29 protein-coding genes and 1 other RNA gene are annotated in these 23,489 nt (G+C 61.7%); 22 read left to right on the top strand and 8 right to left on the bottom strand.

Translation table 11 applies throughout. The annotated features are described in order from the left end of the window. The first annotated feature begins 150 nt into the window (after positions 1–150). Positions 151–612 (top strand): integrase core domain-containing protein, encoded by a 462-nt coding sequence (locus OCV80_RS09805; RefSeq protein WP_136890754.1) that lies wholly within the window; start codon positions 151–153, stop codon positions 610–612. A gap of 215 nt (positions 613–827) precedes the next feature. On the opposite strand, the gene ssrA is transcribed toward OCV80_RS09805, so the two are convergent. From ssrA to smpB, 4 genes are all read right to left on the bottom strand, one after another. Then, positions 828–1,191, bottom strand: a transfer-messenger RNA (tmRNA) gene (ssrA, locus tag OCV80_RS09800). Between the two features lie 221 nt (positions 1,192–1,412). Then, positions 1,413–2,171 carry an SDR family NAD(P)-dependent oxidoreductase gene (locus OCV80_RS09795; RefSeq protein WP_119311182.1) on the bottom strand — a complete coding sequence of 253 codons (759 nt, stop codon included), beginning with the start codon at positions 2,169–2,171 and terminating at the stop codon, positions 1,413–1,415. A gap of 15 nt (positions 2,172–2,186) precedes the next feature. Further along, positions 2,187–2,708 carry a peptidylprolyl isomerase gene (locus tag OCV80_RS09790; protein ID WP_119311913.1) on the bottom strand — a complete coding sequence of 174 codons (522 nt, stop codon included), beginning with the start codon at positions 2,706–2,708 and terminating at the stop codon, positions 2,187–2,189. Positions 2,709–2,718: 10 nt separating this feature from the next. Continuing rightward, on the bottom strand, positions 2,719–3,237 hold the full coding sequence (smpB, locus tag OCV80_RS09785) for an SsrA-binding protein SmpB (RefSeq protein ID WP_081692081.1): 519 nt from the start codon (positions 3,235–3,237) through the stop codon (positions 2,719–2,721). 104 nt (positions 3,238–3,341) lie between these two features. Between smpB and OCV80_RS09780 the strand changes: the two genes are divergently transcribed. The 10 genes from OCV80_RS09780 to OCV80_RS09735 all read left to right on the top strand — a co-directional run bounded on the left by OCV80_RS09780 (position 3,342) and on the right by OCV80_RS09735 (position 13,780). Next, a complete protein-coding gene (locus OCV80_RS09780; protein ID WP_021748410.1) occupies positions 3,342–3,890 on the top strand; it encodes an NUDIX domain-containing protein in 549 nt (182 codons plus the stop codon). A gap of 14 nt (positions 3,891–3,904) precedes the next feature. Then, positions 3,905–4,618, top strand: a complete 714-nt coding sequence (locus OCV80_RS09775; protein WP_021748409.1) for a response regulator — start codon at positions 3,905–3,907, stop codon at positions 4,616–4,618. A 38-nt stretch (positions 4,619–4,656) separates the two neighbouring features. Continuing rightward, a complete protein-coding gene (locus tag OCV80_RS09770; RefSeq protein WP_119311183.1) occupies positions 4,657–6,453 on the top strand; it encodes an ATP-binding protein in 1,797 nt (598 codons plus the stop codon). 39 nt (positions 6,454–6,492) lie between these two features. Next, positions 6,493–7,776 carry a hypothetical protein gene (locus tag OCV80_RS09765; RefSeq protein WP_119311184.1) on the top strand — a complete coding sequence of 428 codons (1,284 nt, stop codon included), beginning with the start codon at positions 6,493–6,495 and terminating at the stop codon, positions 7,774–7,776. A 47-nt stretch (positions 7,777–7,823) separates the two neighbouring features. Next, positions 7,824–8,624: a hypothetical protein gene (locus OCV80_RS09760; RefSeq protein ID WP_021748406.1), complete on the top strand. Its 801-nt coding sequence runs from the start codon at positions 7,824–7,826 to the stop codon at positions 8,622–8,624. Positions 8,625–8,952: 328 nt separating this feature from the next. After that, entirely contained in the window at positions 8,953–10,251 is a 1,299-nt protein-coding gene (locus tag OCV80_RS09755) for a UDP-N-acetylglucosamine 1-carboxyvinyltransferase (protein WP_036629797.1), read from the top strand. A gap of 162 nt (positions 10,252–10,413) precedes the next feature. Next, the gene (locus tag OCV80_RS09750) at positions 10,414–11,214 is read left to right on the top strand and encodes an MBL fold metallo-hydrolase (RefSeq protein ID WP_025544043.1); all 801 of its coding nucleotides are present in this window, start codon (positions 10,414–10,416) and stop codon (positions 11,212–11,214) included. After that, on the top strand, positions 11,202–11,684 hold the full coding sequence (gene rlmH / locus OCV80_RS09745; protein ID WP_021748402.1) for a 23S rRNA (pseudouridine(1915)-N(3))-methyltransferase RlmH: 483 nt from the start codon (positions 11,202–11,204) through the stop codon (positions 11,682–11,684). The genes OCV80_RS09750 and rlmH overlap by 13 nt, the downstream gene beginning before the upstream one ends. A 13-nt stretch (positions 11,685–11,697) precedes the next feature. Beyond that, a complete protein-coding gene (locus tag OCV80_RS09740) occupies positions 11,698–12,006 on the top strand; it encodes a putative signal transducing protein (protein ID WP_119311185.1) in 309 nt (102 codons plus the stop codon). A 46-nt stretch (positions 12,007–12,052) separates the two neighbouring features. Beyond that, complete coding sequence (locus OCV80_RS09735) at positions 12,053–13,780, top strand: phospho-sugar mutase (protein WP_119311186.1); 1,728 nt, start codon at positions 12,053–12,055, stop codon at positions 13,778–13,780. 68 nt (positions 13,781–13,848) lie between these two features. Here the strand turns inward: OCV80_RS09735 and OCV80_RS09730 are convergent, their stop codons facing one another. The 4 genes from OCV80_RS09730 to OCV80_RS09715 all read right to left on the bottom strand — a co-directional run bounded on the left by OCV80_RS09730 (position 13,849) and on the right by OCV80_RS09715 (position 15,562). Further along, complete coding sequence (locus OCV80_RS09730; RefSeq protein ID WP_119311187.1) at positions 13,849–14,268, bottom strand: nuclear transport factor 2 family protein; 420 nt, start codon at positions 14,266–14,268, stop codon at positions 13,849–13,851. A 49-nt stretch (positions 14,269–14,317) separates the two neighbouring features. Then, positions 14,318–14,698 carry a hypothetical protein gene (locus OCV80_RS09725; RefSeq protein ID WP_119311188.1) on the bottom strand — a complete coding sequence of 127 codons (381 nt, stop codon included), beginning with the start codon at positions 14,696–14,698 and terminating at the stop codon, positions 14,318–14,320. A 99-nt stretch (positions 14,699–14,797) separates the two neighbouring features. After that, complete coding sequence (locus tag OCV80_RS09720; RefSeq protein ID WP_119311189.1) at positions 14,798–15,133, bottom strand: hypothetical protein; 336 nt, start codon at positions 15,131–15,133, stop codon at positions 14,798–14,800. 18 nt (positions 15,134–15,151) lie between these two features. Beyond that, the gene (locus OCV80_RS09715) at positions 15,152–15,562 is read right to left on the bottom strand and encodes a hypothetical protein (RefSeq protein ID WP_119311190.1); all 411 of its coding nucleotides are present in this window, start codon (positions 15,560–15,562) and stop codon (positions 15,152–15,154) included. Between the two features lie 144 nt (positions 15,563–15,706). On the opposite strand from OCV80_RS09715, the gene OCV80_RS09710 reads away from it, so the two are divergent. The 11 genes from OCV80_RS09710 to OCV80_RS09660 all read left to right on the top strand — a co-directional run bounded on the left by OCV80_RS09710 (position 15,707) and on the right by OCV80_RS09660 (position 23,408). Beyond that, positions 15,707–16,069, top strand: coding sequence for a DUF134 domain-containing protein (locus OCV80_RS09710; protein ID WP_249390776.1), 363 nt, complete (start codon positions 15,707–15,709; stop codon positions 16,067–16,069). Continuing rightward, complete coding sequence (locus tag OCV80_RS09705) at positions 16,066–16,473, top strand: NifB/NifX family molybdenum-iron cluster-binding protein (RefSeq protein ID WP_249390777.1); 408 nt, start codon at positions 16,066–16,068, stop codon at positions 16,471–16,473. Before OCV80_RS09710 ends, OCV80_RS09705 begins: the two co-directional genes overlap by 4 nt. Before the next feature lie 137 nt (positions 16,474–16,610). After that, positions 16,611–17,249: a superoxide dismutase gene (locus OCV80_RS09700; protein ID WP_119311914.1), complete on the top strand. Its 639-nt coding sequence runs from the start codon at positions 16,611–16,613 to the stop codon at positions 17,247–17,249. A 128-nt stretch (positions 17,250–17,377) separates the two neighbouring features. Further along, a complete protein-coding gene (locus OCV80_RS09695; protein WP_267288382.1) occupies positions 17,378–18,694 on the top strand; it encodes a dihydroorotase in 1,317 nt (438 codons plus the stop codon). After that, complete coding sequence (locus OCV80_RS09690) at positions 18,691–19,428, top strand: dihydroorotate dehydrogenase electron transfer subunit (protein ID WP_021748390.1); 738 nt, start codon at positions 18,691–18,693, stop codon at positions 19,426–19,428. The genes OCV80_RS09695 and OCV80_RS09690 overlap by 4 nt, the downstream gene beginning before the upstream one ends. After that, positions 19,422–20,336 (top strand): dihydroorotate dehydrogenase, encoded by a 915-nt coding sequence (locus tag OCV80_RS09685; RefSeq protein ID WP_267288381.1) that lies wholly within the window; start codon positions 19,422–19,424, stop codon positions 20,334–20,336. The genes OCV80_RS09690 and OCV80_RS09685 overlap by 7 nt, the downstream gene beginning before the upstream one ends. 40 nt (positions 20,337–20,376) lie before the next feature. Next, positions 20,377–21,081 (top strand): orotidine-5'-phosphate decarboxylase, encoded by a 705-nt coding sequence (gene pyrF / locus OCV80_RS09680; protein WP_136890755.1) that lies wholly within the window; start codon positions 20,377–20,379, stop codon positions 21,079–21,081. A 21-nt stretch (positions 21,082–21,102) separates the two neighbouring features. Continuing rightward, on the top strand, positions 21,103–21,273 hold the full coding sequence (locus tag OCV80_RS09675) for a hypothetical protein (protein WP_021748387.1): 171 nt from the start codon (positions 21,103–21,105) through the stop codon (positions 21,271–21,273). 35 nt (positions 21,274–21,308) lie between these two features. Further along, positions 21,309–21,950, top strand: a complete 642-nt coding sequence (gene pyrE, locus OCV80_RS09670) for an orotate phosphoribosyltransferase (RefSeq protein ID WP_136890756.1) — start codon at positions 21,309–21,311, stop codon at positions 21,948–21,950. 93 nt (positions 21,951–22,043) lie between these two features. Continuing rightward, positions 22,044–22,964, top strand: coding sequence for an aspartate carbamoyltransferase (gene pyrB / locus OCV80_RS09665; RefSeq protein WP_025544034.1), 921 nt, complete (start codon positions 22,044–22,046; stop codon positions 22,962–22,964). Between the two features lie 18 nt (positions 22,965–22,982). Further along, the gene (locus OCV80_RS09660; protein WP_025544033.1) at positions 22,983–23,408 is read left to right on the top strand and encodes an aspartate carbamoyltransferase regulatory subunit; all 426 of its coding nucleotides are present in this window, start codon (positions 22,983–22,985) and stop codon (positions 23,406–23,408) included. Positions 23,409–23,489 lie beyond the last annotated feature (81 nt).

Here is a 23,489-nt window from a genome sequence, read left to right as displayed (position 1 = left end):
TATCCATTGCCGAGAAGTGCACTGCCGGACAATTGGCATTGGAACATCTTTTTAGATTCCGTTTATAATTTGCTGTCTTAACTTTTGGCTTTAGGCCCATGAAACACACGGGTTCTATTTTGTATCCCCCTTTCTTTCACGCAGGAGAGGATGCCTGTTGACATCCCCTCTTTTTTACTTCCCTCTTCCTCCTGTCTCCTTGGCAGGACGCAGTTCTGCACTGGAGGAAGAAAACTCAAGTACGAGACCTACCTCAAGCTTATCATCGCCACCGGGATGCGGCAGGGCGACTACTGCGCGATCTGCAAGGGGGTGACATCAACTGGCAAGAGCACATCTCATCGGTTCAGACAGCTGTTTCATGCGCACACTGTAGTACAATCCTTCTCCAATTCATGGCGTCCCCATGACAACGCTGTCGCCGAGCCATTCTCCGCCACACTAAAACAGGAAGAGCTTTACCGGAAGGATTATACCTCCGAGGCAGACTTCAAACAATGTCTTGCCTCCTGCATCGAGTACATCGAGCTTTACAGCACACAGCGGCCGCATCGCACGTTGAAAAACCGCATACCCTGTCGGGTGGAAGAGGCATTCATGAACAGCAAGTGAAGGGGAGCGGTGTGCTGACATATCAGGGGTTCGAATCTGGCCGATTACATGTTTTGTATTTTGATTTTGTCCTGTTTGTATTTTGCAGATGACACAAGGCAAGAACTATAGGAAATTCTGACCTCCTTGCAGTGCAAAAAGTTCAGGCATAAATTGCCCCTACCCAATCCAAACAATGACATGCATTTGTTCAGATCGGATAGGGGCATTCATTATGGTGGAGGTGAGGGGAGTTGAACCCCTGTCCGAAAGCACTTTAACGGGACTTTCTCCGGGCGCAGACGGTTATTGCGGGAGTCTTTCTCCCTGTTCCCCTTCCGGATGGCAAGCCGTCACGCCGTCCGGTCAGGTGAGAGTCATCATGCGTGGGCGGGGCAACTCTTACCCGCCGCACGGACGCCACATCAACGACGCCTTCCCCGGCCTGTGGCCACTCCGGTTCAGACGGCCGCCTTTAATTAGGCAGCAATAGCAACTTGTCTGTTGTTATTTGATTTATAAATTGCCCGTTTTATGGCGGTCAGGCGCCGCCGCCCGCTGGTCCCGCCTCCATACCCCCGTCGAAACCGGTACACCCCCCTGTCGTCGGGACAGACTGTGCTCTACCCGCTCCCGGCTGCACCGAGAGCTCGCAATGCTCCGTTGTCCCTCCACTTCCCATCACAAACGCTTCACTGGTTTGTGATGGGAGCCTGCGATTCGCATCTCCATGCCGAGGGCCTTTCTGGGATATCTGGCAGGATACCAATGGAGATTGTAACACATCCCGCTGTCGGAATGTGTTACAATTCCATGACATTTCAGGTTTTGGTAAATTTTACCATCAGCTTCACCGGCGCGACTTTGGCCAGCAGCCGGTAGAATTTGTAGAACAGCCGCGGCGTGTACATAGTCCTGCCCGCCTTGGCGGCCCGCAGCGCGCCCGCCGCTACCCGCACCTGGTCGCAGTAAGGCAGGTACTCAAAGGCCGGGGAACGGCCAGTGATGCTGCCCACGTCCAGGAACTCCGTTTTCATGGGGCCGGGGCACACCGCCGTAACGGTAATGTCCCTTCGCTTCAGCTCTTCACTGAGGCCCACAGTGAAGGAGGACACATACGCCTTGCTAGCGCCGTACACCGTCATCCGGGGCGTGGGGCAGAAGGATGCGATGGAAGACGTGTTGAGGATGCGTCCCCCCGCCGGCATATAGGGAATGACCAGGTTCGTCATCGCCGTCATGGCCCTGACGTTCAGATCTACCATCCGGGTCTGGACAGCGGTCTCCGTCTCCCCCATCCGGCCCAGGTAACCGCAGCCGGCGTTGTTGATGAGGATCGCCACCTCCGGTTTCTCCGCCGCCAGTTTTTCCTGCAGGGTGGTAAAGGACATGGAATCGCACAGGTCCAAGGGAAGGCAGACCGTCTCCACCCCCACCATCTCCCGGGCGATCTCCTCCAGCCGGTCCTCCCGGCGGGCAATGAGCCAGCAGCACTCAATCTCCGGGAATATGTCCGTCAGCTGGCGGGCAAACTCCCGTCCCAGACCGGAGGACGCGCCGGTGATGATGGCCGTCTTCATTGGGCTCTCCCCCTCTCAGCGCTTTTCAGGCTCCGGATAGTCCACGCCCTGGGTGTCCACCCGAATGCTCTGAATGACCACCGGTGTCTTGGGCTTGTCGTTCCAGTCGGTGGGGACCTCCGAGATGCGGATGGCCTCCTCCACGTTTCCGGTCACCTGGCCGAAGGCGGCGTACTGCCCGTCCAGATGGGGCGCCGGGGCCACCATGATGAAGAACTGGCTGCCGGCGGAGTCCGGATGCATGGCCCGGGCCATGGACAGCACGCCGGTGGTGTGCTTCAGGTCGTTCTGGACAAAGCCGTTGCCGGAGAACTCGCCCCGGATGTCATAGCCGGGGCCGCCCATGCCGTTGCCGTCGGGGCAGCCGCCCTGGATCATGAAGCCGGGGATGACCCGGTGGAAGATCAGGCCGTCATAAAAGCCCTTGTTGGCCAGGGAGATGAAGTTGGCCACCGTGTTGGGAGCCTTGGCGGGGTATAGCTCGCCGGTCATCACAGCGCCGTTTTCCATGGTGATGGTGACAATAGGGTTCGTCATGTCAGACATATCATCGATTCCTTTCTTTTAGGGTGCGGTCAATCTCCCGCTTGGCGTCCCGCTGGGAGGCAGCCGCCCGCTTGTCATAGTTCTTCTTGCCCCGGCACAGGCCGATCTCCAGCTTCACCCGGGAATCCTTAAAATAGACGGACAGGGGCACCAGGGCATAGCCGTCCTGCTTCACCAGGGCATGGAGCTTGCGGATCTCTCGTTTGTGCATCAGCAGCCGCCGGGAGCGCACCGGGTCCCGGTTGAAGATGTTGCCCTTCTCATAGGGGGAGATGTGCATCCCATGGACGAACAGCTCCCCATCCTTTACCGTACAGTAGGCGTCCTTCAAATTCAGCGTTCCGGCCCGGATGGACTTGACCTCCGTGCCCGCAAGCTCGATGCCCGCCTCGTACCGGTCCTCCACGAAGTAGTCGTGGAAGGCCTTGCGGTTCTGGGCCGCGATCTTGATTCCCTTCTTCTCCGTGGGGCTCACCTCTTTCCTGGAAGGTTTTATTATAATACCATATTTTCCCCGCATCTTCAAGAGAAAGTCACAGTTGGCTTTTTCTGGAGGATATGCTATAATAAAGTGATTGAGTATGTCCTGAATATACAAAAAATAGACACAAGGTGGAATGCTATATGAATCAGACTGCGGATCTGACGGAGAAGACCCTCAGCCGGGAGGAAAAGTACCAGGGAAGCTTCCTGAGCCTGCACGTGGACCAGGTGCAGCTGCCGAACGGCAGGACCTCTTTCCGCGAGGTAGTAGAGCATGTGGACGGCGTGGCCATTCTGGCCCTGGACGACCGGAACAATGTGCTCACCGTCACCCAGTACCGCTATGTGATCGGAAAGACGCTGCTGGAGATCCCCGCCGGAAAGCTGGAGCCGGGCGAGGACCCGGTGGCCGGTGCCCTGCGGGAGCTGAAGGAGGAGACCGGTGCCGTGCCGGACACCTTCCTGCCCATGGGCGTGACCCTGCCCTCCCCCGGCTGTCTCAGTGAGCGGCTGTACCTCTTCCTGGCAAAGGGCCTGCACATGGAGTCCCAGCAGTTGGACGAGGATGAATTCTTGAATGTGGAGCGCATTCCCTTCAATGAGATGGTCCACCGCGTCATGGACGGGGAGATCGAGGACAGCAAGACCATCGCCGCCGTGCTGAAGGCAAAAGTGCTTCTGAATCTTTGAGAGGAGACTCTGCCATGAGCGATCCGAAAACCGTCCTGATCGTGGAGGACGAGAAGAATATCGTGGACATCCTGCGGTTCAATCTCCAGCGGGCGGGCTATCAGACGCTGGAGGCCTATGACGGAGAGGACGGCCTGGCTCAGGCGGTATCCGCCAATCCGGACCTGATCCTGCTGGATGTAATGCTGCCCAAGAAAAACGGCTTTGACGTGTGCCGCGCCCTGCGGGATCAGGGCAGCAGCGTTCCCGTCATCATCCTCACCGCCCGGGAGGAGGAGGCGGACAAGGTCCTGGGGCTGGAGATCGGTGCCGACGACTATATCACCAAGCCCTTCTCTATGCGGGAGCTGGTGGCCCGGGTAGGAGCCAACATCCGGCGGACCACCATGACGCCGCCGGCTGCCGCCTCTGCCGCGGCCTCCGCCATGCCCGTGTCCGGGGATTTGTCTATCAATACCGACAGCCACCAGGTCTTCCGGGCCGGTAAGGCCATCGACCTGACCCAGCGGGAGTATGAGCTGCTGACCTTTCTGGCCAGCCATCCCAACAAGGTCTACTCCCGCATCGACCTGATGGAGCAGGTGTGGAACTACGGCTATGTGGGCGACGACGTGCGGACCGTGGACGTGACGGTCCGGCGCCTGCGGGAGAAGATCGAGGCCGACCCCGCCAATCCTGTCTTCATCCTCACCCGCCGGGGCGCCGGCTACTACTTCTCCGTGAAATGACTCCGCCCCCCATTCTCTAAGGAAAGAAGGTGTTCGCCGTGTTCCGCAGCCTGCACATGAAGCTGATGCTGATTCTGCTGCTGCTCATCACCTCGCTGATGGCGGTGGTAGGTGCATTCCTGACCACCAGCGTCTCCAGCTTCTATATCGACACCTTTTACGAGCAGATCAGCGCCGTGTTCAGCGACGACAGCGACGGCTATGTCTCCACCCTCCGGGCCCGGGCGGCCGAACCGGACGGCGCCGCCGGCATCAAGGAGATGCTGGAGGGCCGGGCCGGCTCCCTGGGCATCGACTACCGCACCCGGAACTACTTCATCCTGGATGGGCAGAGCGGCACCTACCTGGACGGGTCTGCAGAGGCGTCAGAGCTCCCCCGGGAGCAGACCGCCAACCTGCTGACCGCCCGGAATGCCGTGGCTCAGGGCGACAGCACCCTGGTGGGAGACCGCAGCGACATCACCGCCGACTATATGGACGCAGCCATCCCCATCATGGGGGGCGGAAACGCCTACATCATTTACATCCTGGACAACAAGGACACAGTGACGGACCTGAACTCCCAGCTCTTCCTCATCATCATGCAGGCGCTGGTGATCGGCCTGCTGATCTCTGTCCTGTTGAGCTTCCTGCTGTCCAAGACCATGGTGGGCCCCATCGAAAAGCTCACCGCCGGGGCAGAGCGGGTGGCCGCGGGAGACTTTGACAGCCAGCTCCCCGTGGAGTCCACTGACGAGATCGGCATCCTCACGGGCACCTTCAACGAGATGGCCGATGTCCTTCAAGCCACGCTGGCCGCCGTGGAGAACGAGCGGAACAAGCTGGACACCCTGTTCCTCCACATGACCGACGGCGTGGTGGCCTTTGACCACGACAGCCTCCTTATCCACTGCAATCCCGCCGCCACCAATATGCTCCATCGCAGTGTGCCGGAGGGCACTACCTACGATACCCTCTTCGGTCAGGTCTATCCCTTCCAGGAGACCCTGGCCCTCCAAAGACCCAACTACGCCGAGGCGGAGATGGAGGTGGGGGACCGGACGCTGGAGCTGTTTCTGGCGCCGTTTTCCGACCAGGCCAGCGGCGGCGTGCTGGTGGTGCTTCATGACGTGACGGAGCAGCACCGCAACGAGGAGCGGCGCAAGGAGTTCGTGGCCAATGTCTCCCACGAGCTGCGCACCCCCCTCACCAACGTCCGCAGCTATGCCGAGACCCTGCGGGACGCGGAGGGAGACATCCCTGTGGAGACCTCCAACAGCTTTCTGGACATCATCATCACGGAGACGGACCGCATGACCCACATTGTTCAGGATCTGCTGACCCTCAGCCGCCTGGATGCGGGCAATGCGGAGCTGGTGCTCTCCCGCTTTCCTTTCGGGGACGCCATTGAGAGCGTCACCCGTGCCAATGCCCTGGCCGCCAAGCAGCACGGGCACACGCTGACCTATACTCCGCCGGAGAGCCTGCCCTTGATCGTGGGGGACCGGAGCCGGCTGGAGCAGGTGATGATGAACGTCATCGGCAATGCCGTCAAATATACGCCCGACGGCGGACACATCACCATCACCGCCGGCTCCACAGAGGCGGAGGTCTGGATGGAGGTCTGCGATGACGGCATCGGCATCCCAGAGAAGGATCGGGACCGGATCTTCGACCGCTTTTATCGGGTGGACAAGGCCCGTTCCCGGGAGTCCGGCGGCACGGGCCTGGGTCTCTCCATCGCCAGGGAGATCGTCCAGCGCCACCACGGCACCATCGCCCTGGCGCCCCACGAGGGCCCCGGCACCACCATCCGGCTGACGCTGCCCATCGGCGGGCCCTCCAACCCCATCTGAGAAAGTCACATCCGCAAAACCGCTGAAAGGAGGCTGCCCATGGATCAAACGGCCCGGCGCAGGCGCCGCAACCTCATCCAGAACATCGCCATCGCGCTTCTGTCCGTCTCGGCGGTGCTCCTGTTCGCCCAGCTGCAGCTGTACAATCTGGGCACGTCGGAGGACCCGCTCTATCTGGAGCGGCTGACCGGCGAGGGCTCACCCTCCCGGCTGCGGGAGTTTCCCGCTCCGGTACGGGTGGTCCTCACGGACTCCTACGGCCGGTATGGCAGCCTGGGCTTCACTACCAACAGTGACGGCTTCTCCGCCCTGGGCCTGCGGGAGGCTCTGGGCTCCGTCCAGCACCTTGCTCCTTCTGCAACGGATGCCTTTCGGGGTGCCCTCTCGGGCCCTTCCATCTATTTTGATTTTTTGAATCCCCTGCCCCTCCAGGTGCTTGCCGAGCTCACCGGTGCAGAGGGCACCGCGTTGGAGGGAAATGCCCGCTGTCTGCTGCTGGCCGCAGGGGCGGACGGCTCCGTCCATCTCTATGTATGGGACGGTGCTGATACCGTCCTCACCGGCACCGTCGCCTCCACCGCCCTCTCCATAGATTCTCTTACAGAGGCAGTGAGCCAGTCCGGCATGGGAAGCGTCTCCTTCGCCTTTGAGGTTGTGGAGATGGAGCCGCTATACGGCAAGCTGTTTCCCCTCTCCATCCTGCCGACGGAGTTACCGCAGCTGCCGGTCCTCTCTGCCGCTTCATCCATCTCCGGCACGGACTGGCTGCTGGCGGCTTTCGGCTTCAACATCAACACGCGGGAGCGCTATGCGGAGGCCGACGGCACGGAGGTCATCACCGAGGTCGAAGCCGATCGCTCCCTTCACATCCGTCCCTCCGGGGAGATCACCTACCGCAGCGGAACAGATGCTACGCTGGAGATCTCCGCACAGGAGGAGGTCCCCACTGCGGCGGAAGCCGTGCTGGGTGCCAGTATCCTGCTGGAACAGCTGACAGAGGACCGCTCCGGCGAGGCAAGGCTGTATCTGGAGTCCGTCAGTCAGGGCGGAGACACCACCCAGCTTCTGTTCGGATATCAGATCGATGGTGTCCCCATTCGCTTCTCCGACGGCGGACACGCCGCCGAGATCACGCTCTCCGGCACCAGCGTCACCCGCCTCACCCTGCGGTTCCGGCAGTACAGCACCGCCGGGGAGACGTCGCTCCTGCTGCCGCTGCGGCAGACGCTGGCCATTGCAGCGGAGCATCCCGGCACAGAGCTGTCTGTGGGCTATGCCGACGGCGGCGGAGACTCGGTATCCGCCAGCTGGCTGGCGGACTGAGTGCAGCGGATACAAGCCGCTCCGGCGGTGGAAAGGAGGTCCGACGGATGGAGAGCTTCCGTCTGAAAAACATCATCATTCTGATCCTGGCTCTGATGAATCTCTGCCTCCTGGGCCTGCTGGGAGTACGGCTGACCACCGGCTATTCCGCCCAGGCAGAGGCCCGTCAGCAGATGGTGCAGCTGTTCGCGGCGGAGGGTGTCTCTCTGGATGACGGCATTATCCCCGGCGCCACACCGCCCGCCGGCCTGACCTTGTCCAGGGACCCGGACGAGGATGAGAAGCTGGCCGGCTTTCTCCTGGGAGATGAGCTGGTCATGTCTGATGGTGGCGGCGGCGTCACCACCTATCAAAGCGAAAACGGCAGCGCCGTCTTCCGGTCCGACGGCACCTTTGACGTGGTGATCGAACAGAGCGGCGAGACAGCGGACGCCCTGTGCCGGGCCTTCTGCCGTGCGTTCCACTACGAAGCCCTCGCCTTCTCCCTGGATGGGGAGGACGGCAGCGCCTCCGCGGTCCAGACCTACGACGGGGCCCCGGTGGTCAACTGCACCGTCTCCTTCTCCATCTCCGGCGGGCGGGTGGCCTCCGTCAGCGGTACCCACCTGCCCCAGGCGGGACAGACCGCCAATGGGAACGGTGCCCTGTCCGCTCTGGATGCCCTCAATGCCTTCCTCGGCACCGTTCAGAGCGGCGCGGTGGTCACTGCCGTGACGGACCTGTACCTCTGTTATGAGCTGCAGAGCACCACAGCCACTCCTATGGCCCTGGTGCCCGCCTGGTGCGTTTCTACGGATACGGCTGATTATTATGTCAACTGCTACACCGGCGCGGTCTCCTCCGGCTGAGTAACTGGAGCCCTGCCGGGCAGATAATTTGTTTCCAAATTTCTCCGCCTGTGCGCCGCGATTCGGCCTGAAGCGGCTGTTTTCAGCCGTCGGCGGCTTTGGAATTTTGACGAATTTTGACGCGGAACCCGTCCGGCTCGCAGGAAGGGTTTGCATTTTGCGCGGGGATATGGTATAGTTTGGGTGTGTGAGCTTCCCCATCCGGAAAATTTCTCCGGTTTCGCAGGTCTTTAGCGGGTATGAAGCGGCACGGGCCGGGCACACTGTTTCATAGAAATTACAGGTGCCGCCACAAAAGAAAGCGCCTTTTGAAGAGAGGGTATCGACTTTGACAAAGTATATTGTACAGGGTGGTCATCCCCTGTTTGGTGAAGTAGAGATCAGCGGCGCCAAAAACGCCGCCGTTGCCATCATTCCCGCCGCTCTGCTGGTGGACGGGGTCTGCCGGATCGAAAATATCCCCCAGATCTCCGATGTGACGCTGTCCCTGAAGATTCTGGAGCATTTGGGTGCCGGCATCCGCGTCATCAACCGCCATACAGTGGAGATCGACGCCAGCCGCATCCGCTCCACCCGAACCTCCTATGAGTTGGCCCGGAAGATGCGGGCCTCCTATTATCTGATTGGTTCTCTCCTGGGCCGCTTCGGCCAGGCGGAGGTCGCCATGCCCGGCGGCTGCAACTTCGGGGTGCGCCCCATCGACCAGCACGTGAAGGGCTTTACCGCGCTTGGCGCCAAGGTCATGGTGGAGGGCGGCTTCATCAACGCTTCCACGGAGACCGGCCGCCTCAAGGGCGCCAACATCTATTTGGATGTGGTCTCCGTGGGCGCTACCATGAATATCATGATGGCCGCCGTCCGGGCGGAAGGCAACACCGTCATCGAGAACGCTGCCAAGGAGCCTCATATCGTGGACCTGGCCAACTTCCTCAACTCGATGGGCGCCAACATCCGGGGTGCCGGCACGGACACCATTAAAATTCAGGGCGTGGACCGCCTGCGGGGCGGCAGCTACGCCATCATTCCCGACCAGATTGAGGCAGGCACCTATATGGCCGCCGTGGCTGCCACCGGCGGCCAGATCCTGGTGAAGAATATCATCCCCAAGCACATGGATTGCATCACCGCCAAGCTGGTGGAGATGGGCGTGGAGGTAGAGGAGCGGGAGGACACCCTTCTGGTCCGCCGCAGCGGCCCCTTGCAGAAGGCCAATGTGAAAACCATGCCCTATCCGGGCTTCCCCACAGATATGCAGCCCCAGATCACCACCGTCCTCTGCCTGGCGGAGGGCACTTCCCTGGTGACGGAGAGCGTCTGGAACAACCGCTACCGCTATGTGGATGAGCTCAAGCGCATGGGCGCCAGCATCCAGGTAGACGACAAGACCGCTGTGGTGGAGGGTGTGGACCATCTCACCGGTGCGCCCATCCAGGCCTGCGATCTGCGGGCCGGCGCGGCATTGGTGATCGCTGCCCTGGCTGCCAAGGGCGAGAGCGAGATCAGCTGCGTACAGTATATCGAGCGGGGCTATGAGGATATCGTCACCAAGCTCCAGGGCCTTGGCGCTTCCATCCGTACCGTGGAGGTCCCCGGTGAGTCCGAGGAGCTGGAGGCTCACATTGGCTGAAACGGGGTACAGGCTTCTCTAGGTTTCCCCCGCTGCCGCGGGGTTATACAATCAAGACATTTCCATAGATCGAGCGATTTTACGTCCGCGATGGAGGATGGCGACTTTCGTCGACGGCCTCCCTTGTGGACGTCTTACTTTTCACCGGAAGAGGTATGTTTTTTGACCACCGTACATACGCTGGCAAGCGGTTCCTCCGGGAACGCGCTGCTGCTCTCCTGCGGGGAGAGCTATATTCTGCTGGATGCGGGCATTTCCTGCCGCCGCATCACTGCCGCTTTGCGGGAGCTGGGCCTGGAGCTCGGAAGCCTCACGGCCATTCTCATCACGCACACCCACGCGGACCACATCTCCGGCCTGCAGACGCTGCTCAAGCGCTGCGCCGCCCCGGTTTTTACCACCGAGCGGGCCGCCCGGGAGCTATCCTGGCGGCTGCCCGGCGCAGAGACACGGCTGGACGCGCTGGACTTCGGCATCCCCCAGTCTATCGGAGAGTTTGCCGTGACGGCATTTCCCACATCCCATGACGCTCCCGGTTCCTGTGGTTTCCGGCTGGACGCCGCCGGCGGCGCCGTCGGTGTCCTGACGGATACCGGCTACGTCACCGACGAGGCTGCCGACATTCTGGAGGGCGTGGATCTGGCGGTGCTGGAGGCCAACCACGACATCGAGACCCTCCGCAGCGGGCCCTACCCCTACTATTTGAAACAGCGGATTCTGGGCGCACAAGGCCATCTCAGCAATGAGGATGCCGCCCGTTTTGCCGCCGTTCTGGCGCAGAGCGGCACATCAGAGATCATCCTGGCCCATCTGAGCCGGGAGAATAATACGCCCGCCATGGCGCAAACTGCCGTAGAACGGGCTCTCTCCGCCGCAGGTGTCTCGCCTCTGCTGTCTGTGGCTCCCAGGGACTGCCTGGGCCCAGCCCACACCGTGAGCAGGAGGTCCGTATGCAGAAGGTGACGATCCTGTGTGTCGGAAAGCTGAAGGAGAAATTTTATATAGACGCCGCGGCGGAGTACGTCAAGCGGCTGTCCCGCTTCTGTAAGCTGGAGCTGGTAGAACTGCCGGAGGAGCGGCTGCCGGAGGACCCCTCCCCCGCCCAGATCGAGGCGGCCCTTTTGAAGGAGGCTGCTGCCATCCGGGCCAAGCTCCCATCCGGCGCCGCCCTGATCGCTCTGTGCGTGGAGGGAGAGCCGCGGTCCAGCGAGGCGCTGGCCCGGCAGATGGCTGCCTGGGCCAGCCAGGGCGTGGGACATCTGGTGTTTCTCATCGGCGGGTCCTTTGGCCTGCACCCCTCCATCAAAGCAGAGGCCAGGCTGCGGCTCTCCATGTCTCCCATGACCTTCCCCCACCATCTGGCCCGGGTGATGGTGCTGGAACAGATCTACCGGGCGTATCAGATCAACGCAGGCACCAAATATCACAAGTAAAGGACGTGGAACTATGACAGAACCGGCAAAGGACTTCTGGGCCCGGGCGGACCGGGACCTGCTGGACCGCTGGCCGAAAGACGAGGCAGGCGCACCGGAACCCGCCGCCAAGCTGGACATCCAGTGGGAGCTAGACAGCCAGGCGGACATCACTGTGTCGTTTTTGGAAAGCTGCGGCATCCCCGCCTTCCAGAATGGGTCCCTGGGCAAGGTGCTGGGAGGCTTCGCCTCCCAGGGAGTAGAGATTTGGGTCCCCGCCTCCCAACTGGAGGAGGCCCAGGCGCTGCTGAACACCCCCGCGGAAATCCCGGAGCAGGACTAATGTCCCGCCTCCGTTCTCAATTTACACAACAGGAGGTATCTCTCGCATGGATTTTATGAAGGAATATGAAAAGTGGCTGGCGAGTCCTGCCCTGTCCGACGCGGAGCGTGCGGAGCTGGAGAGCATCCGAAATGACCCCAAGGAGATTGAGAGCCGGTTCTACGGCCCGCTGGAGTTCGGCACCGCCGGCCTGCGGGGCATCATGGCCGTGGGCCTGCACAACATGAACATCCATGTGATCCGCTGGGCCACCCAGGGCTTTGCCCAGGTCATCTGCGCCGAGGGCGAGGAGGGCAAGCGCCGGGGCGTGGCCATCTGTATGGACTGCCGGAACCACTCCATGGAGTTCGCCCGGGCGGCGGCGGAGGTCTGCGCCGCCAACGGTATCCATGTGCGGATCTTCGAGTCCCTCCGCCCCACGCCGGAGCTGAGCTTCGCCGTGCGGGAGTACCGCTGCCAGGCGGGCATCAATGTCACCGCCAGCCACAATCCGAAGGAGTACAATGGCTACAAGGTCTACTGGGAGGACGGCGCCCAGCTGCCCCCTCACCACGCCGACGCCATCGCCGCTGCTCTGGAACAGATCGACGTCTTCAATGGCATCCGGCGCATGGACTTCGACGAGGCGGTGAAGGCCGGCCTCATTGAGACTATGGGGGAGGAGACGGACCGGAAGTTTATGGCCAACGTCACTGCCATGATTAACGACAAGGAAACCGTGGCCAAGGTGGCGGACACCTTCAAGCTGGTGTACACTCCCTTCCACGGCTGCGGCTACAAGCTGGTGCCGGAGGCATTGCGGACCCTGGGCATCAAGCACCTGATCTGTGAGCCCAAGCAGATGGTGATCGACGGCGACTTCCCCACCGTGGTCTCCCCCAACCCGGAGAACCCGGAGGGCTTCTATCTGGCCATCGACCTGGCCCGGGAGAATGACGTGGACTTCATCCTGGGCACTGACCCGGACAGCGACCGGGTGGGCATCATGATCCGGAACCACAGCGGCGAGTACCGCCCCGTCACCGGAAATCAGACCGGCGTGTTGCTGCTGGACTACCTCATCGGCGCCATGCGCCGCTCCGGCAAAATGCCGGAGAAGCCCGTGGCCCTCAAGACCATCGTCACCACGGAGATGGCCCGGAAGGTGGCTGAGTCCAACGGCGTCACCTGCTACGACACCTTCACTGGCTTCAAGTTCATGGCGGAGAAGAAGAACGCCCTGGAGGCCGCCGGCGAAGGAAAGGTCATCTTCTCCTATGAGGAGAGCTACGGCTACATGCTGGGCGACTACGTCCGGGACAAGGACGCCGTCACCGCCTCCATGCTGCTGACGGAGATGGCCGCCTGGTACGCCGCCCAGGGCATGACGCTGTTCGACGCCCTGGAGAAGCTATACGAGAAGTATGGTCACTACGCCGAAAAGACCTACAACCTGGTGATGCCCGGCCTGGACGGTCTGAAGGATATGGCGCAGCTGATGAAGAATCTCCGGGAGAATCCCCCGGCGGAGATCTCCGGCGTGAAAGTCGTCACCCGGAAGGACTACACCGACGGGTCCGTGGTGGACTGCGCCACCGGTGCGAAGAGCGCCATGGAGCTCTCCGGCTCCAACGTGCTGCGGTTCGAGCTGGCGGACGGCACCACCATTCTGGTGCGACCCTCCGGCACGGAGCCCAAGATCAAGGTGTATATTCTGACCCAGGGCGCGGATTCTGCCGCCTGTGACGCCAATCTGGAGAAGTACGGCCAGTGGGTCAAGACGCTGCAAAAATAAGACGTCCCTTCTTAGTATCCAAACAACGGCGCCCGTTCCTTTCGGAACGGGCGCCGCTTTTTGGGTTTTCAGAACCAGGCCGCCTGCTGCTCCCGGAACCGGGGCTCCGGGCCGTGGGCGTAGGGGTCGTAACGGCCCAGGTTGCAGCCGAACTCCTGGAGACGGGCGATCTGCCCCGTTGCCGTCCAGCGGACCAGGGTCATACCCTCGAACACCTCCCGGCGGCCGTCGTCCATCCGGTTGGCGAAGGTCCACTCCACCACCGTCTGGTCCCCCTTGTGGAAGAACTGGCGGATATCCCACCGCTCCACCGTGCCCCGGCGATTCCACTCGGTGAACCACCAGGCGATCTTGTCCGCGCCGTGGTACTCCGGGCCCCAGCTCTCGATGTACACCGCGTCCGGGGCGAAAAGGTCCCGGATGCCGGTGTCCCGCTTGGTGAGCCACATGTCGAACCATTGGCAGATGGCCGCTTCCCGCTGTTCCATCTGATTGCTCCTTTCCGCTGTATCTGCTCTTATCTATAAGCAAAATGAATTAGGATGCGAGGATGTTCTGAACCTCCGCCAGCAGGGTCTCCCCGTCGTGCAGGGGATAGCCGTCCACCGCAAAGCGCCCCTGACTGCCCACCAGGATGACGGATTCCCCATTGGCACCCAGGAGCATGACGGTATCCGCTTCCAGAGGATATACCCCAACGGGATTCTTCCAGCGGAACCTAGAGGCCCCCCGCATTGTAGCCTCCAGGTCCGCCAGCTGCTCCGGCCGGAGCGACGCCGTCAAATCCCGTCCGTCCTGCCGGACCTCCAGCAGCTGGAAGTCCTCTCCCCCTGCCGGGGCGGGTAGCAGGAAGAAATAGCCAGCCAGGGCTGCCACGGCCACAACACATACCAGCAGAACTTTCCATGTTCTTTTCATATGCGCCCCTTCTTTGTCACTGCTCCGGCAACAGGGCCCAAAGCTGTTCCAGGAGTTCTTCGCCATTGATGAGGGGATACCGTCTGTCACCATCATAAATTACGGCGGTGTCCTCGTCCAGATAGATATGCCATAGCCCCTCACTGTCTCTCCCGTTGATCTCCACACTGCTCTCCGAGAGCCATGGAGAGCAGCCAACACGGTACCCCCTCTTTCCGCGCCCAGCACCAGTCCCTTGATGGCGTCTAAAGTATCCTGATCGATCTGTTCCGTGATGTCCTCTAGTGTCTCCCCTGCTCTGATGAAGCTGATTTCAAAGTCCCCTCCCACCGCAGGGTAGTGCAGGACATACCGTGCGCAGATTCCCACAGTCATGGCCGCCACCGCTGCCACTACCACAACGCACGCCAGCAAAATTTTCCATTTTCTTTTCACAGGCGCATCCCTCCCCTGTCACGGCTCCGGCAGCAGGGCCCAGACCTGTTTCAGCAGCCCTTCGCCGTCAATAATGGGGTAGCCGCCCCTTTGTCCGTCGCAGAGTACGCAAGCTTCGCCGTCCAGCTCAAAGAACCAGGGTCCATGGCTGTCGACGCCTATGATCTGCACCGTGTCCTCCCGCAGCTGCCTTGGAAAGACGTTTCTGCGGTACCCCCTTCTCTCTGCTTGCCGAAGCAGGTCATTGAGGGCGTTACAGGTATTCTGGTCTATCTGACCGGTAATATTCTCCAGCGTCTCTCCCACATTGATATACTGGACTTCGTAGTCCTCCCCTACCGCGGGGCGGGGAAGGAGATACCACGCCGCAGCACATGCTGCCGTCACTGCCACGACGCACGCCAGCAGGATTTTCCACTTCTTTTTCAAGAGAACCGCCCCCTCTCTGGCTCCATCATAAAGGGACCGCCCTGGGCCTGTCAAGGCGGAACGCAGATTTTTCCAACGTTATTCTTGACATATGTTCAAAATCATATATAATGGGCATATGTTCAAAACAAGGGAGGAACACCCATGCCGCGCAGCGCCAAATGCCGCCGGGTCTGCCAGATGCCGGCCCACTGCCGCTTTGCTCCGGAACAGCCCGCCCACGGGGAGGCCGTGGAGCTGACAGTGGAGGAGTATGAGGCGGTGCGTCTGATGGATTACCTGGGCCTGAACCAGGAGGAGGCCTCCGCCCAGATGGGGGTGGCCCGGACTACCGTTCAGCGGATCTATGCCCAGGCCCGACAGAAGCTGGCGGTCTTTCTGGTGGAAGGCCGTCCGCTGCAGATCGGCGGCGGCAGCTACGCCCTCTGTCCCCAGGAAAGTTGCCGGGGCTTCAGCAGGCCCTGCGGCCGGTGTGCCTCCCAAGACGGAAAGGAAGCGTCCTCATGAAAATCGCAGTCACCTATGAAAACGGCCAGGTGTTCCAGCACTTTGGCCACACGGCACAGTTCAAGCTCTATGATGTGGAGAACGGCACCGTAGCCTCCTCCCAGGTGGTGGATACCAATGGCAGCGGACACGGGGCCCTGGCTGGCTTTTTGAAGGACCATCAGGTGGATGCCCTGATCTGCGGCGGCATCGGCGGTGGGGCCCAGATGGCGTTGGCGGAGGCAGGTATCCGGCTGTACGCCGGCTGCCAGGGCGACGCGGACACCCGGGTGGCAGAACTGCTGGCAGGCACGCTGGTCAGCGCCGATGCAGCCACCTGCGACCATCACCACGGTGAGGAGCACACCTGCGGCGACCACGGCTGCGGCCACCACGAGAGCGGCCATACCTGCGGCCACTGCTGAGACCGGACCGGGAGGGCGAAACGCCCTCCCGGTTTTTGTGCAGCACCTTTTGGAAATATGGGATTCCCTTTCTGCATAGGATGGGAACAGCGGACTTTGACACTTCGCCGGAAAGGATGATCCCCTTGGAGCAATACATGGAACAGCATTATCCCTTCACCCTGCCGCCCCTGCCCTACGGCTATGACGCGCTGGCGCCGGAGCTGATCGAAAAAGTGCTGTATTTCCATCACGACAAGCACTTCGCCGCCTATGTGGACGCTCTGAACCAGCTGCTGGAGCGGACGCCCGCCTATCAGTCCTGGCCGCTTTGGAAGCTGTGCCTAAACTGGGAGGAACTGCCGGATGGCCTGCGACAGGGCGTTCGGAACAACGCCGGAGGCGTCTTTAATCATGACCTGTATTTCCGCACCCTCCACCCCCTGCCGGTCTCCGCCCCGGACATGGCGCTGGAGGGCGCTGTGGTACGGGACTTCGGCGGCATGGCAGGTTTGAAGGAGGCCATGCGCAAGGCGGCCCTGGGGCAATTCGGCTCCGGCTGGGCCTGGCTATCCGCAGACGGCGAGGGGCACCTGGCTGTCCAAAAGACCGCAAACCAGGACACACCGCTGCCCCTGATCCCCTTGCTGTGTTGCGACGTATGGGAGCACGCCTACTATCTCCAATACCAGAATCGCCGGGCGGACTACTTCGAAGCCTGGTGGCGACTGGTGGACTGGCCTGAGGTCTCCCGGCTCTATACCGGCTGCCTGGCCTGCCGTCCGCCCCGGCCCTGATGGAAGATTCCAGAGGCGGCGGCAATCGCCGCCGCTTTTGGAAAACTCCAGAAAATAGGCGTTGACAACTGCTTCCTTTTCCGTTATGATAATATGTCGAATGAAGACGCAGAGGAAGGAGCGTACCCATGAATTTCTTGCTGACCGGCGGGGCTGTTTTCCGGGATGGAACTTTCCAGAATGTGGATGTTGCCATTTCCAAAGGCCGTATTGTTTCCGTTTCTCCCTCCCTTTCCCAGGAAGGTTTTTCCGTAATTGAATGTCAGGATCAAGTCATTGTTCCAGGTTTCGTTGATGTACATGTTCATCTTCGGGAGCCTGGATTTTCTTATAAGGAAACCATCGCCTCCGGCACGGCGGCGGCCGCCGCAGGAGGCTACACGGCGGTGTGCGCCATGCCCAACCTGAATCCGGTGCCGGACTCCCTGGAGCACCTGTGGCCGGAGCTGGACGCCATCGCCCGGGACGGCCGGGTGCGGGTGTATCCCTATGGGGCCATCACCCGGGGCGAAAAAGGCGCGGAGCTGGCGGACATGCCGTCTATGGAGCCCTTTGTCTGCAGCTTCTCCGACGACGGGAAAGGCGTCCAGTCCGCCGACCAGATGCGCGATGCCATGGAACTCGCAAAACAGCTGGACAAGCCCATCACTGCCCACTGTGAGGACGAGTCCCTGCTGACTCCCGGCTGGTGCATCCACGACGGGGAGTGGGCGAAGCGGAACGGCTTCCCCGGCAATGCCCCTGAGAGCGAGTGGAAACAGGTGGAGCGGGATCTGGAGCTGGTGCGGGAGACCGGCTGCCGATACCACGTGTGCCATGTCTCCACCAAGGAGAGCGTGGCCCTCATCCGCAAGGCCAAGGCGGAGGGGCTGCCGGTATCCTGCGAGACCGGGCCCCACTACCTGATCCTCTGCGACGAGGACCTGATGGATGACGGCCGGTTCAAGATGAATCCCCCCATCCGCTCCGCCGCGGACCGGGATGCTTTGATCGAAGGGCTGCTGGACGGCACCATCGACTGCATCGCCACGGACCACGCCCCCCACAGCGCGGAGGAGAAGTCTAGGGGACTCCGCAGCCTCAACGGCATCGTGGGGTTGGAGTGTGCCTTCCCGGTGCTGTATACGGAGCTGGTGGAGCCGGGCATCGTCCCCTTCGCCACGCTGCTGAACGCCCTGTGCGTCAATCCCCGGCGGCTGTTCCGCCTGCCCGGCGGAAAGATCGAGGCGGGAGAGATCGCGGATCTGACCGTGCTGGATCTGAACTGGCCCCATGCCATCGACAGCACCCTTTTCTTCTCCCAGGGCCGTTCCACGCCCTTTGACGGCTGGACCGTCACCGCCGGAGTGGACAAGACCATCTGCAACGGGAATCTGGTGTACACCGCCAGCTCTCGCAACATCAATAAGACCCCCATCCCCCCCTGTCAGGAGGACTACCTATGAAACAATCCCTCTTTACCATGGAACACGCCCGGCAGCTGACCGCCGACACCTATGAGCTGGTGCTGTCCGGCGACACCTCCGCCATCACGGCGCCGGGGCAGTTCGTGAACATCCAGCTGCCCGGCAAATTCCTCCGGCGGCCTATCTCCATCTGCAACTGGACGAAGGACGCCCTGCTGCTCCTGGTCCGGGTGGTGGGCGAAGGCACCCATGACTTAGTGCGGTGCGTCCCCGGCACAGAGCTGGATGTGCTGTCGGGTCTCGGCAACGGCTTTGATCTGGCAAAGGGCGGGGCCCACCCCATCCTGCTGGGCGGCGGCATCGGCATCGCGCCCCTGTACGGCCTGGCCCAGCGGATGCTGGAGGCGGGCATCGCCCCCACAGTGGGACTGGGATTCCGCTCCGGCGGAGACGCCTTTTACCTGGAGGAATTCGGCAAGCTGGGCTGCCGCCTGATGGTGGCCACGGAGGACGGCAGCTTGGGCACAAAGGGATTTGTTACGGATCTGGCCCGTCACGTGCCGGAGTGCGGCTACGCCTTCGTCTGCGGCCCCACCCCCATGCTGAAGGCCGTCCACGGCCTGCCCCAGCTCACCGGCGGGCAGTTCAGCTTCGAGGCCCGGATGGGCTGCGGCTTCGGCGCCTGCATGGGCTGCTCCGTGCCCACGGGAAACGGCTACAAGCGGGTGTGCAAGGACGGTCCCATTCTGTACAAGGAGGAAATCGTATGGTAAGCCTGTCTGTCCGCCTTGCAGGGGTGGAGCTGAAAAATCCCGTAATCCCCGCCTCCGGCACCTTCGGCTATGGCCGGGAGTACGCAGAGCTGTACGACCTGGACCTTCTGGGCAGCTTCTCCTGGAAGGGCACTACCGCACAGAGCCGTCCGGGCAACCCTCAGCCCCGGATCGCGGAGACCGCCTCCGGGATGCTGAACGCCGTGGGCCTCCAGAACCCCGGCATCGACGCGGTGATCGCGGAGGAGGTGCCCAACATTGCAAAAATCTTTCATGGGCCGGTGATTGCCAACGTGGGGGGCTTCTCTCTTCAGGAGTACGCTGAGAACTGCGCCAAGCTCAACGACGTGGAGCAGGTGTCCATTCTGGAAGTGAACATCTCCTGTCCCAATGTCCACGCTGGAGGGAAAAACTTCGGCTCCGACCCCAGGGCCGCCGCGGAAGTCACCCGGACAGTGAAGGCGGTGACGAAAAAGCCGGTCTTCATGAAGCTCTCCCCCAACGTCACGGACATCGCGGAGATCGCAAGGGCCTGCGCTGACGCGGGAGCCGACGGCATCTGCCTCATCAACACCCTGTTGGGGATGCGGATCGACCTGAAAACGAAAAAGCCCCTCATCGCCAACCGCACCGGCGGACTGTCCGGCCCCGCGGTGTTCCCGGTGGCGGTGCGGATGGTGTGGGACGTGTACGAGGCGGTGCAGCTGCCCATCATCGGCTGCGGCGGTGTCTCCTCTGCGGAGGACGTGTGTGAGATGATGCTGGCGGGGGCCAGCGCCGTGGAGATCGGCGCCGCCAACCTGCGGGACCCCTATGCCTGCAAGAAGATCATCGAAGCCCTGCCGGGCGTGTGCGAAAGGCTGGGCGTGGAGCGTATCGCGGACCTGACCGGCGCGGCGCACGGCTGAACGCTGTCACCGAGAAATTTACAGAAAGGACTGTTTGAATATGAGCGCAAAAGACGTCATCATCGCCCTGGACTTCCCCACCCGTGAGGAGACCCTCTCCTTCCTGGACCAGTTCCCCGCCGGGGAGAAGCCCTTTGTGAAGATCGGCATGGAGCTGTTCTATGCCGAGGGCCCCCAGGTGGTCCGGGACATCAAGGCCCGGGGCCACAAGATCTTCCTGGACCTGAAGCTCCACGACATCCCCAACACCGTGAAGCGGGCCATGGCGGTCCTCTCCCGACTGGATGTGGATATGGTGAACCTCCACGCCGCCGGGACCTCTGAGATGATGCGGGCCGCCCTGGAGGGCCTGACTCGTCCCGACGGCACCCGCCCCCTGCTGATTGCCGTCACCCAGCTGACCTCCACCGACGCCGCCGCCTTGAAAAACGAGCTGCTGATCGACACCCCCATGGCAGAGACGGTGCTCTCCTACGCCAAGAACGCCGCCGCCAGCGGCCTGGACGGCGTGGTCTGCTCTCCTCTGGAGGCGGCTCTGGTCAAGGAGCGTTGCGGCGCGGACTTCCTGACCGTCACCCCCGGCATCCGGTTCGCGGACAGTGCCGCCGGCGACCAGAAGCGGATCATGACCCCGGAGAAGGCGGGCAAGTCCGGCTGCGACTACATCGTGGTGGGCCGTCCCATCACCCAGGCGGAGGACCCGGTGGCCGCTTATCGGAGAGCGGTCAAGGACTTTTGGGGCTGAGCGGAACGGGGGCACGTCTGCATGAAATTTGATTTGATGGAACTTGCCCTTGTCATTGCTGTCTTTTTCATGGTACTGGCATTCGGAGTAATCTGGATCAAAGCCCTGCCATTCGGTTATACCGAGTCGGCGCTATTGTACCTTGCAGCCATTGTGGCCGCAAGTGCTTTCTGGGTCGGCCGAAAGCACTGACCATCTTCGCACATTTGGATAAGGAGGATTTTTCCATGAACTTAGAACGTGAAATCGCCCACGATCTGCTGAGCATCGGCGCGGTGTTCCTGCGGCCGGACGAGCCCTTCACCTGGGCCAGCGGCATCAAGAGCCCCATCTACTGCGACAACCGCCTGACCCTCACCGCTCCCGCCGTCCGCACGGCCGTGGAGAAGGGCTTGGTGGAGCTGATCCGCACCCATTACCCGGATGCGGAGGTGCTGATGGGCACGTCCACCGCCGGCATCGCTCACGCGGCCATCGTGGGCCACCTGATGGACCTGCCCATGGGCTACGTCCGCTCCGGCAACAAGGACCACGGCCGCCAGAACCGCATCGAGGGCAGGCTGGAGAAGGGCCAGAAGGTCGTTGTGGTGGAGGACCTGATCTCCACCGCCGGCAGCTGCATTGAAGTTGTAGAGGCGCTGCGGGAGGCGGGTGCCGAGGTTCTCGGCGTCGCATCCATCTTCACTTACGGGCTCCAAAAGGGCCTGGACCGGCTGGCCGCCGCGAACGTCGTCAACCACTCCCTCTCCAACTTCGATGCCGTCTGCGAGGTGGCCGCTGAGGAGGGGAAGATCAAGCCGGAGGACATTGAGCGGCTGAAGAGGTTCCGGGCCAACCCATCCGACGAATCCTGGATCACGTCGAAATAAATTCCGCTCATTCCGCTTCCGGCTTTGCCGGGAGCTATTCCCTGCCGCCCGAGGAGCGGCTCCCTCCCACCACACCCCTGAAAGGAGTTCATCATGCCCAGAAATCTCATCGACATCACCGACCTCTCCGTGGAGGAGATCAATCAGCTGATCGCCACTGCGGAGGACATTATCGCCAACCCGGTCAAGTACCAGGACGCCTGTGCCCACAAGCAGCTGGCAACGCTCTTCTTCGAGCCCTCCACCCGGACCCGGCTCTCCTTTGAGTCCGCCATGCTGGCCCTGGGCGGCAGCACCCTGGGCTTTTCTGAGGCCAGCTCCAGCTCCACCGCCAAGGGCGAGACCGTGGGCGACACCATCCACACCGTCAGCTGCTACGCCGACATCATCGCCATGCGCCATCCCAAGGAGGGTGCTCCCTACGCCGCCTCCCAGTTCAGTGAGGTACCTATCATCAATGCTGGCGACGGCGGCCACAACCATCCCACCCAGACGCTCACCGACCTGCTGACCATCCACCGGGAGAAGGGGCGGCTGAACAACTTCACCATCGGCTTCTGCGGCGACCTGAAATTCGGCCGCACCGTCCACTCCCTGGTGAACGCCCTGAGCCGGTACGATCACATCAACTTCGTGCTGATCTCCCCCACCGAGCTGAAGCTGCCCCGGTATGTGAAGGAGGAGGCTCTGAAGAAGAAGGGCATCCCCTACACCCAGACCACGGATCTGGAGTCCGTCATCCCCCAGCTGGACATTCTCTACATGACCCGTGTCCAGAAGGAGCGGTTCTTCAATGAGGAGGACTACCTGCGCTTGAAGGACAGCTACATCCTGACACCGGAGAAGCTGGAGAACGCCAAGGCGGACCTGTCCATCCTCCACCCCCTGCCCCGTGTCAACGAGATCACTGTGGCGGTGGACAAGGATCCCCGGGCCGCCTACTGGAGACAGGTGAAGAACGGCAAGTACATCCGCATGGCACTGATCCTGAAGCTGCTGGGCATTCAGGTGTGAGAAGGAGGCATTGACGCTATGAACATCGACAGCATCCAAAACGGCGTGGTCCTGGACCACATCCAGGCTGGCAAGAGCATGGACATCTACCGCTACCTCCATCTGGACCAGCTGGACTGCTCCGTGGCCATCATCAAGAATGTCCGCAGCGGCCGGATGGGTAAGAAGGACATCATCAAGATCGACTCCCCTATGGAGGTAGATCTGGATGTGCTGGGCTATATCGACCCCAACATCACCGTCAACATCATCCGCAACGGCGTGCGGGTGGAAAAGAAGCATCTGGAGCTTCCGAAAAAGCTGGTGAATGTCATCCACTGCAAAAACCCCCGCTGCATCACCGTAGCAGAGCCCCAGCTGGACGCCATATTCCTGCTGAGCGATCCCGCCACTCACACCTATCGCTGCGCCTACTGTGAGACCGCAAAGGACAAGAAGTTCTGATTCCCCGTGACGGCACTGCCCGTTCAGACTGCGTGGACATCCAGTTTTTTCCCCTCCGGCAGGGCCGTATATACGGATTCT

This window comes from Oscillibacter acetigenes (genome assembly GCF_025567605.1).
GTDB classification, from domain to species: Bacteria; Bacillota; Clostridia; order Oscillospirales; family Oscillospiraceae; genus Oscillibacter; species Oscillibacter welbionis.
Note: the sequence above shows the minus strand (reverse complement) of the source record. Positions and strands in the feature narration are given on the sequence as shown.

Bases quoted from the DNA above. Each gene is read 5' to 3' on its own strand.
- OCV80_RS09695 (WP_267288382.1), top strand. From the start codon at position 17,378: ATGAATTTCTTGCTGACCGGCGGGGCTGTTTTCCGGGATGGAACTTTC.
- OCV80_RS09790 (WP_119311913.1), bottom strand. From the start codon at position 2,708: ATGACGAACCCTATTGTCACCATCACCATGGAAAACGGCGCTGTGATG.
- OCV80_RS09725 (WP_119311188.1), bottom strand. From the start codon at position 14,698: ATGAAAAGAACATGGAAAGTTCTGCTGGTATGTGTTGTGGCCGTGGCA.
- OCV80_RS09740 (WP_119311185.1), top strand. From the start codon at position 11,698: ATGACAGAACCGGCAAAGGACTTCTGGGCCCGGGCGGACCGGGACCTG.
- OCV80_RS09805 (WP_136890754.1), top strand. From the start codon at position 151: ATGCCTGTTGACATCCCCTCTTTTTTACTTCCCTCTTCCTCCTGTCTC.
- smpB (WP_081692081.1), bottom strand. From the start codon at position 3,237: ATGCGGGGAAAATATGGTATTATAATAAAACCTTCCAGGAAAGAGGTG.
- OCV80_RS09685 (WP_267288381.1), top strand. From the start codon at position 19,422: ATGGTAAGCCTGTCTGTCCGCCTTGCAGGGGTGGAGCTGAAAAATCCC.
- OCV80_RS09660 (WP_025544033.1), top strand. From the start codon at position 22,983: ATGAACATCGACAGCATCCAAAACGGCGTGGTCCTGGACCACATCCAG.
- OCV80_RS09690 (WP_021748390.1), top strand. From the start codon at position 18,691: ATGAAACAATCCCTCTTTACCATGGAACACGCCCGGCAGCTGACCGCC.
- OCV80_RS09735 (WP_119311186.1), top strand. From the start codon at position 12,053: ATGGATTTTATGAAGGAATATGAAAAGTGGCTGGCGAGTCCTGCCCTG.
- OCV80_RS09765 (WP_119311184.1), top strand. From the start codon at position 6,493: ATGGATCAAACGGCCCGGCGCAGGCGCCGCAACCTCATCCAGAACATC.
- OCV80_RS09780 (WP_021748410.1), top strand. From the start codon at position 3,342: ATGAATCAGACTGCGGATCTGACGGAGAAGACCCTCAGCCGGGAGGAA.
- pyrE (WP_136890756.1), top strand. From the start codon at position 21,309: ATGAACTTAGAACGTGAAATCGCCCACGATCTGCTGAGCATCGGCGCG.
- pyrF (WP_136890755.1), top strand. From the start codon at position 20,377: ATGAGCGCAAAAGACGTCATCATCGCCCTGGACTTCCCCACCCGTGAG.
- OCV80_RS09705 (WP_249390777.1), top strand. From the start codon at position 16,066: ATGAAAATCGCAGTCACCTATGAAAACGGCCAGGTGTTCCAGCACTTT.
- OCV80_RS09700 (WP_119311914.1), top strand. From the start codon at position 16,611: ATGGAACAGCATTATCCCTTCACCCTGCCGCCCCTGCCCTACGGCTAT.
- OCV80_RS09730 (WP_119311187.1), bottom strand. From the start codon at position 14,268: ATGGAACAGCGGGAAGCGGCCATCTGCCAATGGTTCGACATGTGGCTC.
- OCV80_RS09760 (WP_021748406.1), top strand. From the start codon at position 7,824: ATGGAGAGCTTCCGTCTGAAAAACATCATCATTCTGATCCTGGCTCTG.
- rlmH (WP_021748402.1), top strand. From the start codon at position 11,202: ATGCAGAAGGTGACGATCCTGTGTGTCGGAAAGCTGAAGGAGAAATTT.
- pyrB (WP_025544034.1), top strand. From the start codon at position 22,044: ATGCCCAGAAATCTCATCGACATCACCGACCTCTCCGTGGAGGAGATC.
- OCV80_RS09710 (WP_249390776.1), top strand. From the start codon at position 15,707: ATGCCGCGCAGCGCCAAATGCCGCCGGGTCTGCCAGATGCCGGCCCAC.
- OCV80_RS09775 (WP_021748409.1), top strand. From the start codon at position 3,905: ATGAGCGATCCGAAAACCGTCCTGATCGTGGAGGACGAGAAGAATATC.
- OCV80_RS09675 (WP_021748387.1), top strand. From the start codon at position 21,103: ATGAAATTTGATTTGATGGAACTTGCCCTTGTCATTGCTGTCTTTTTC.
- OCV80_RS09795 (WP_119311182.1), bottom strand. From the start codon at position 2,171: ATGAAGACGGCCATCATCACCGGCGCGTCCTCCGGTCTGGGACGGGAG.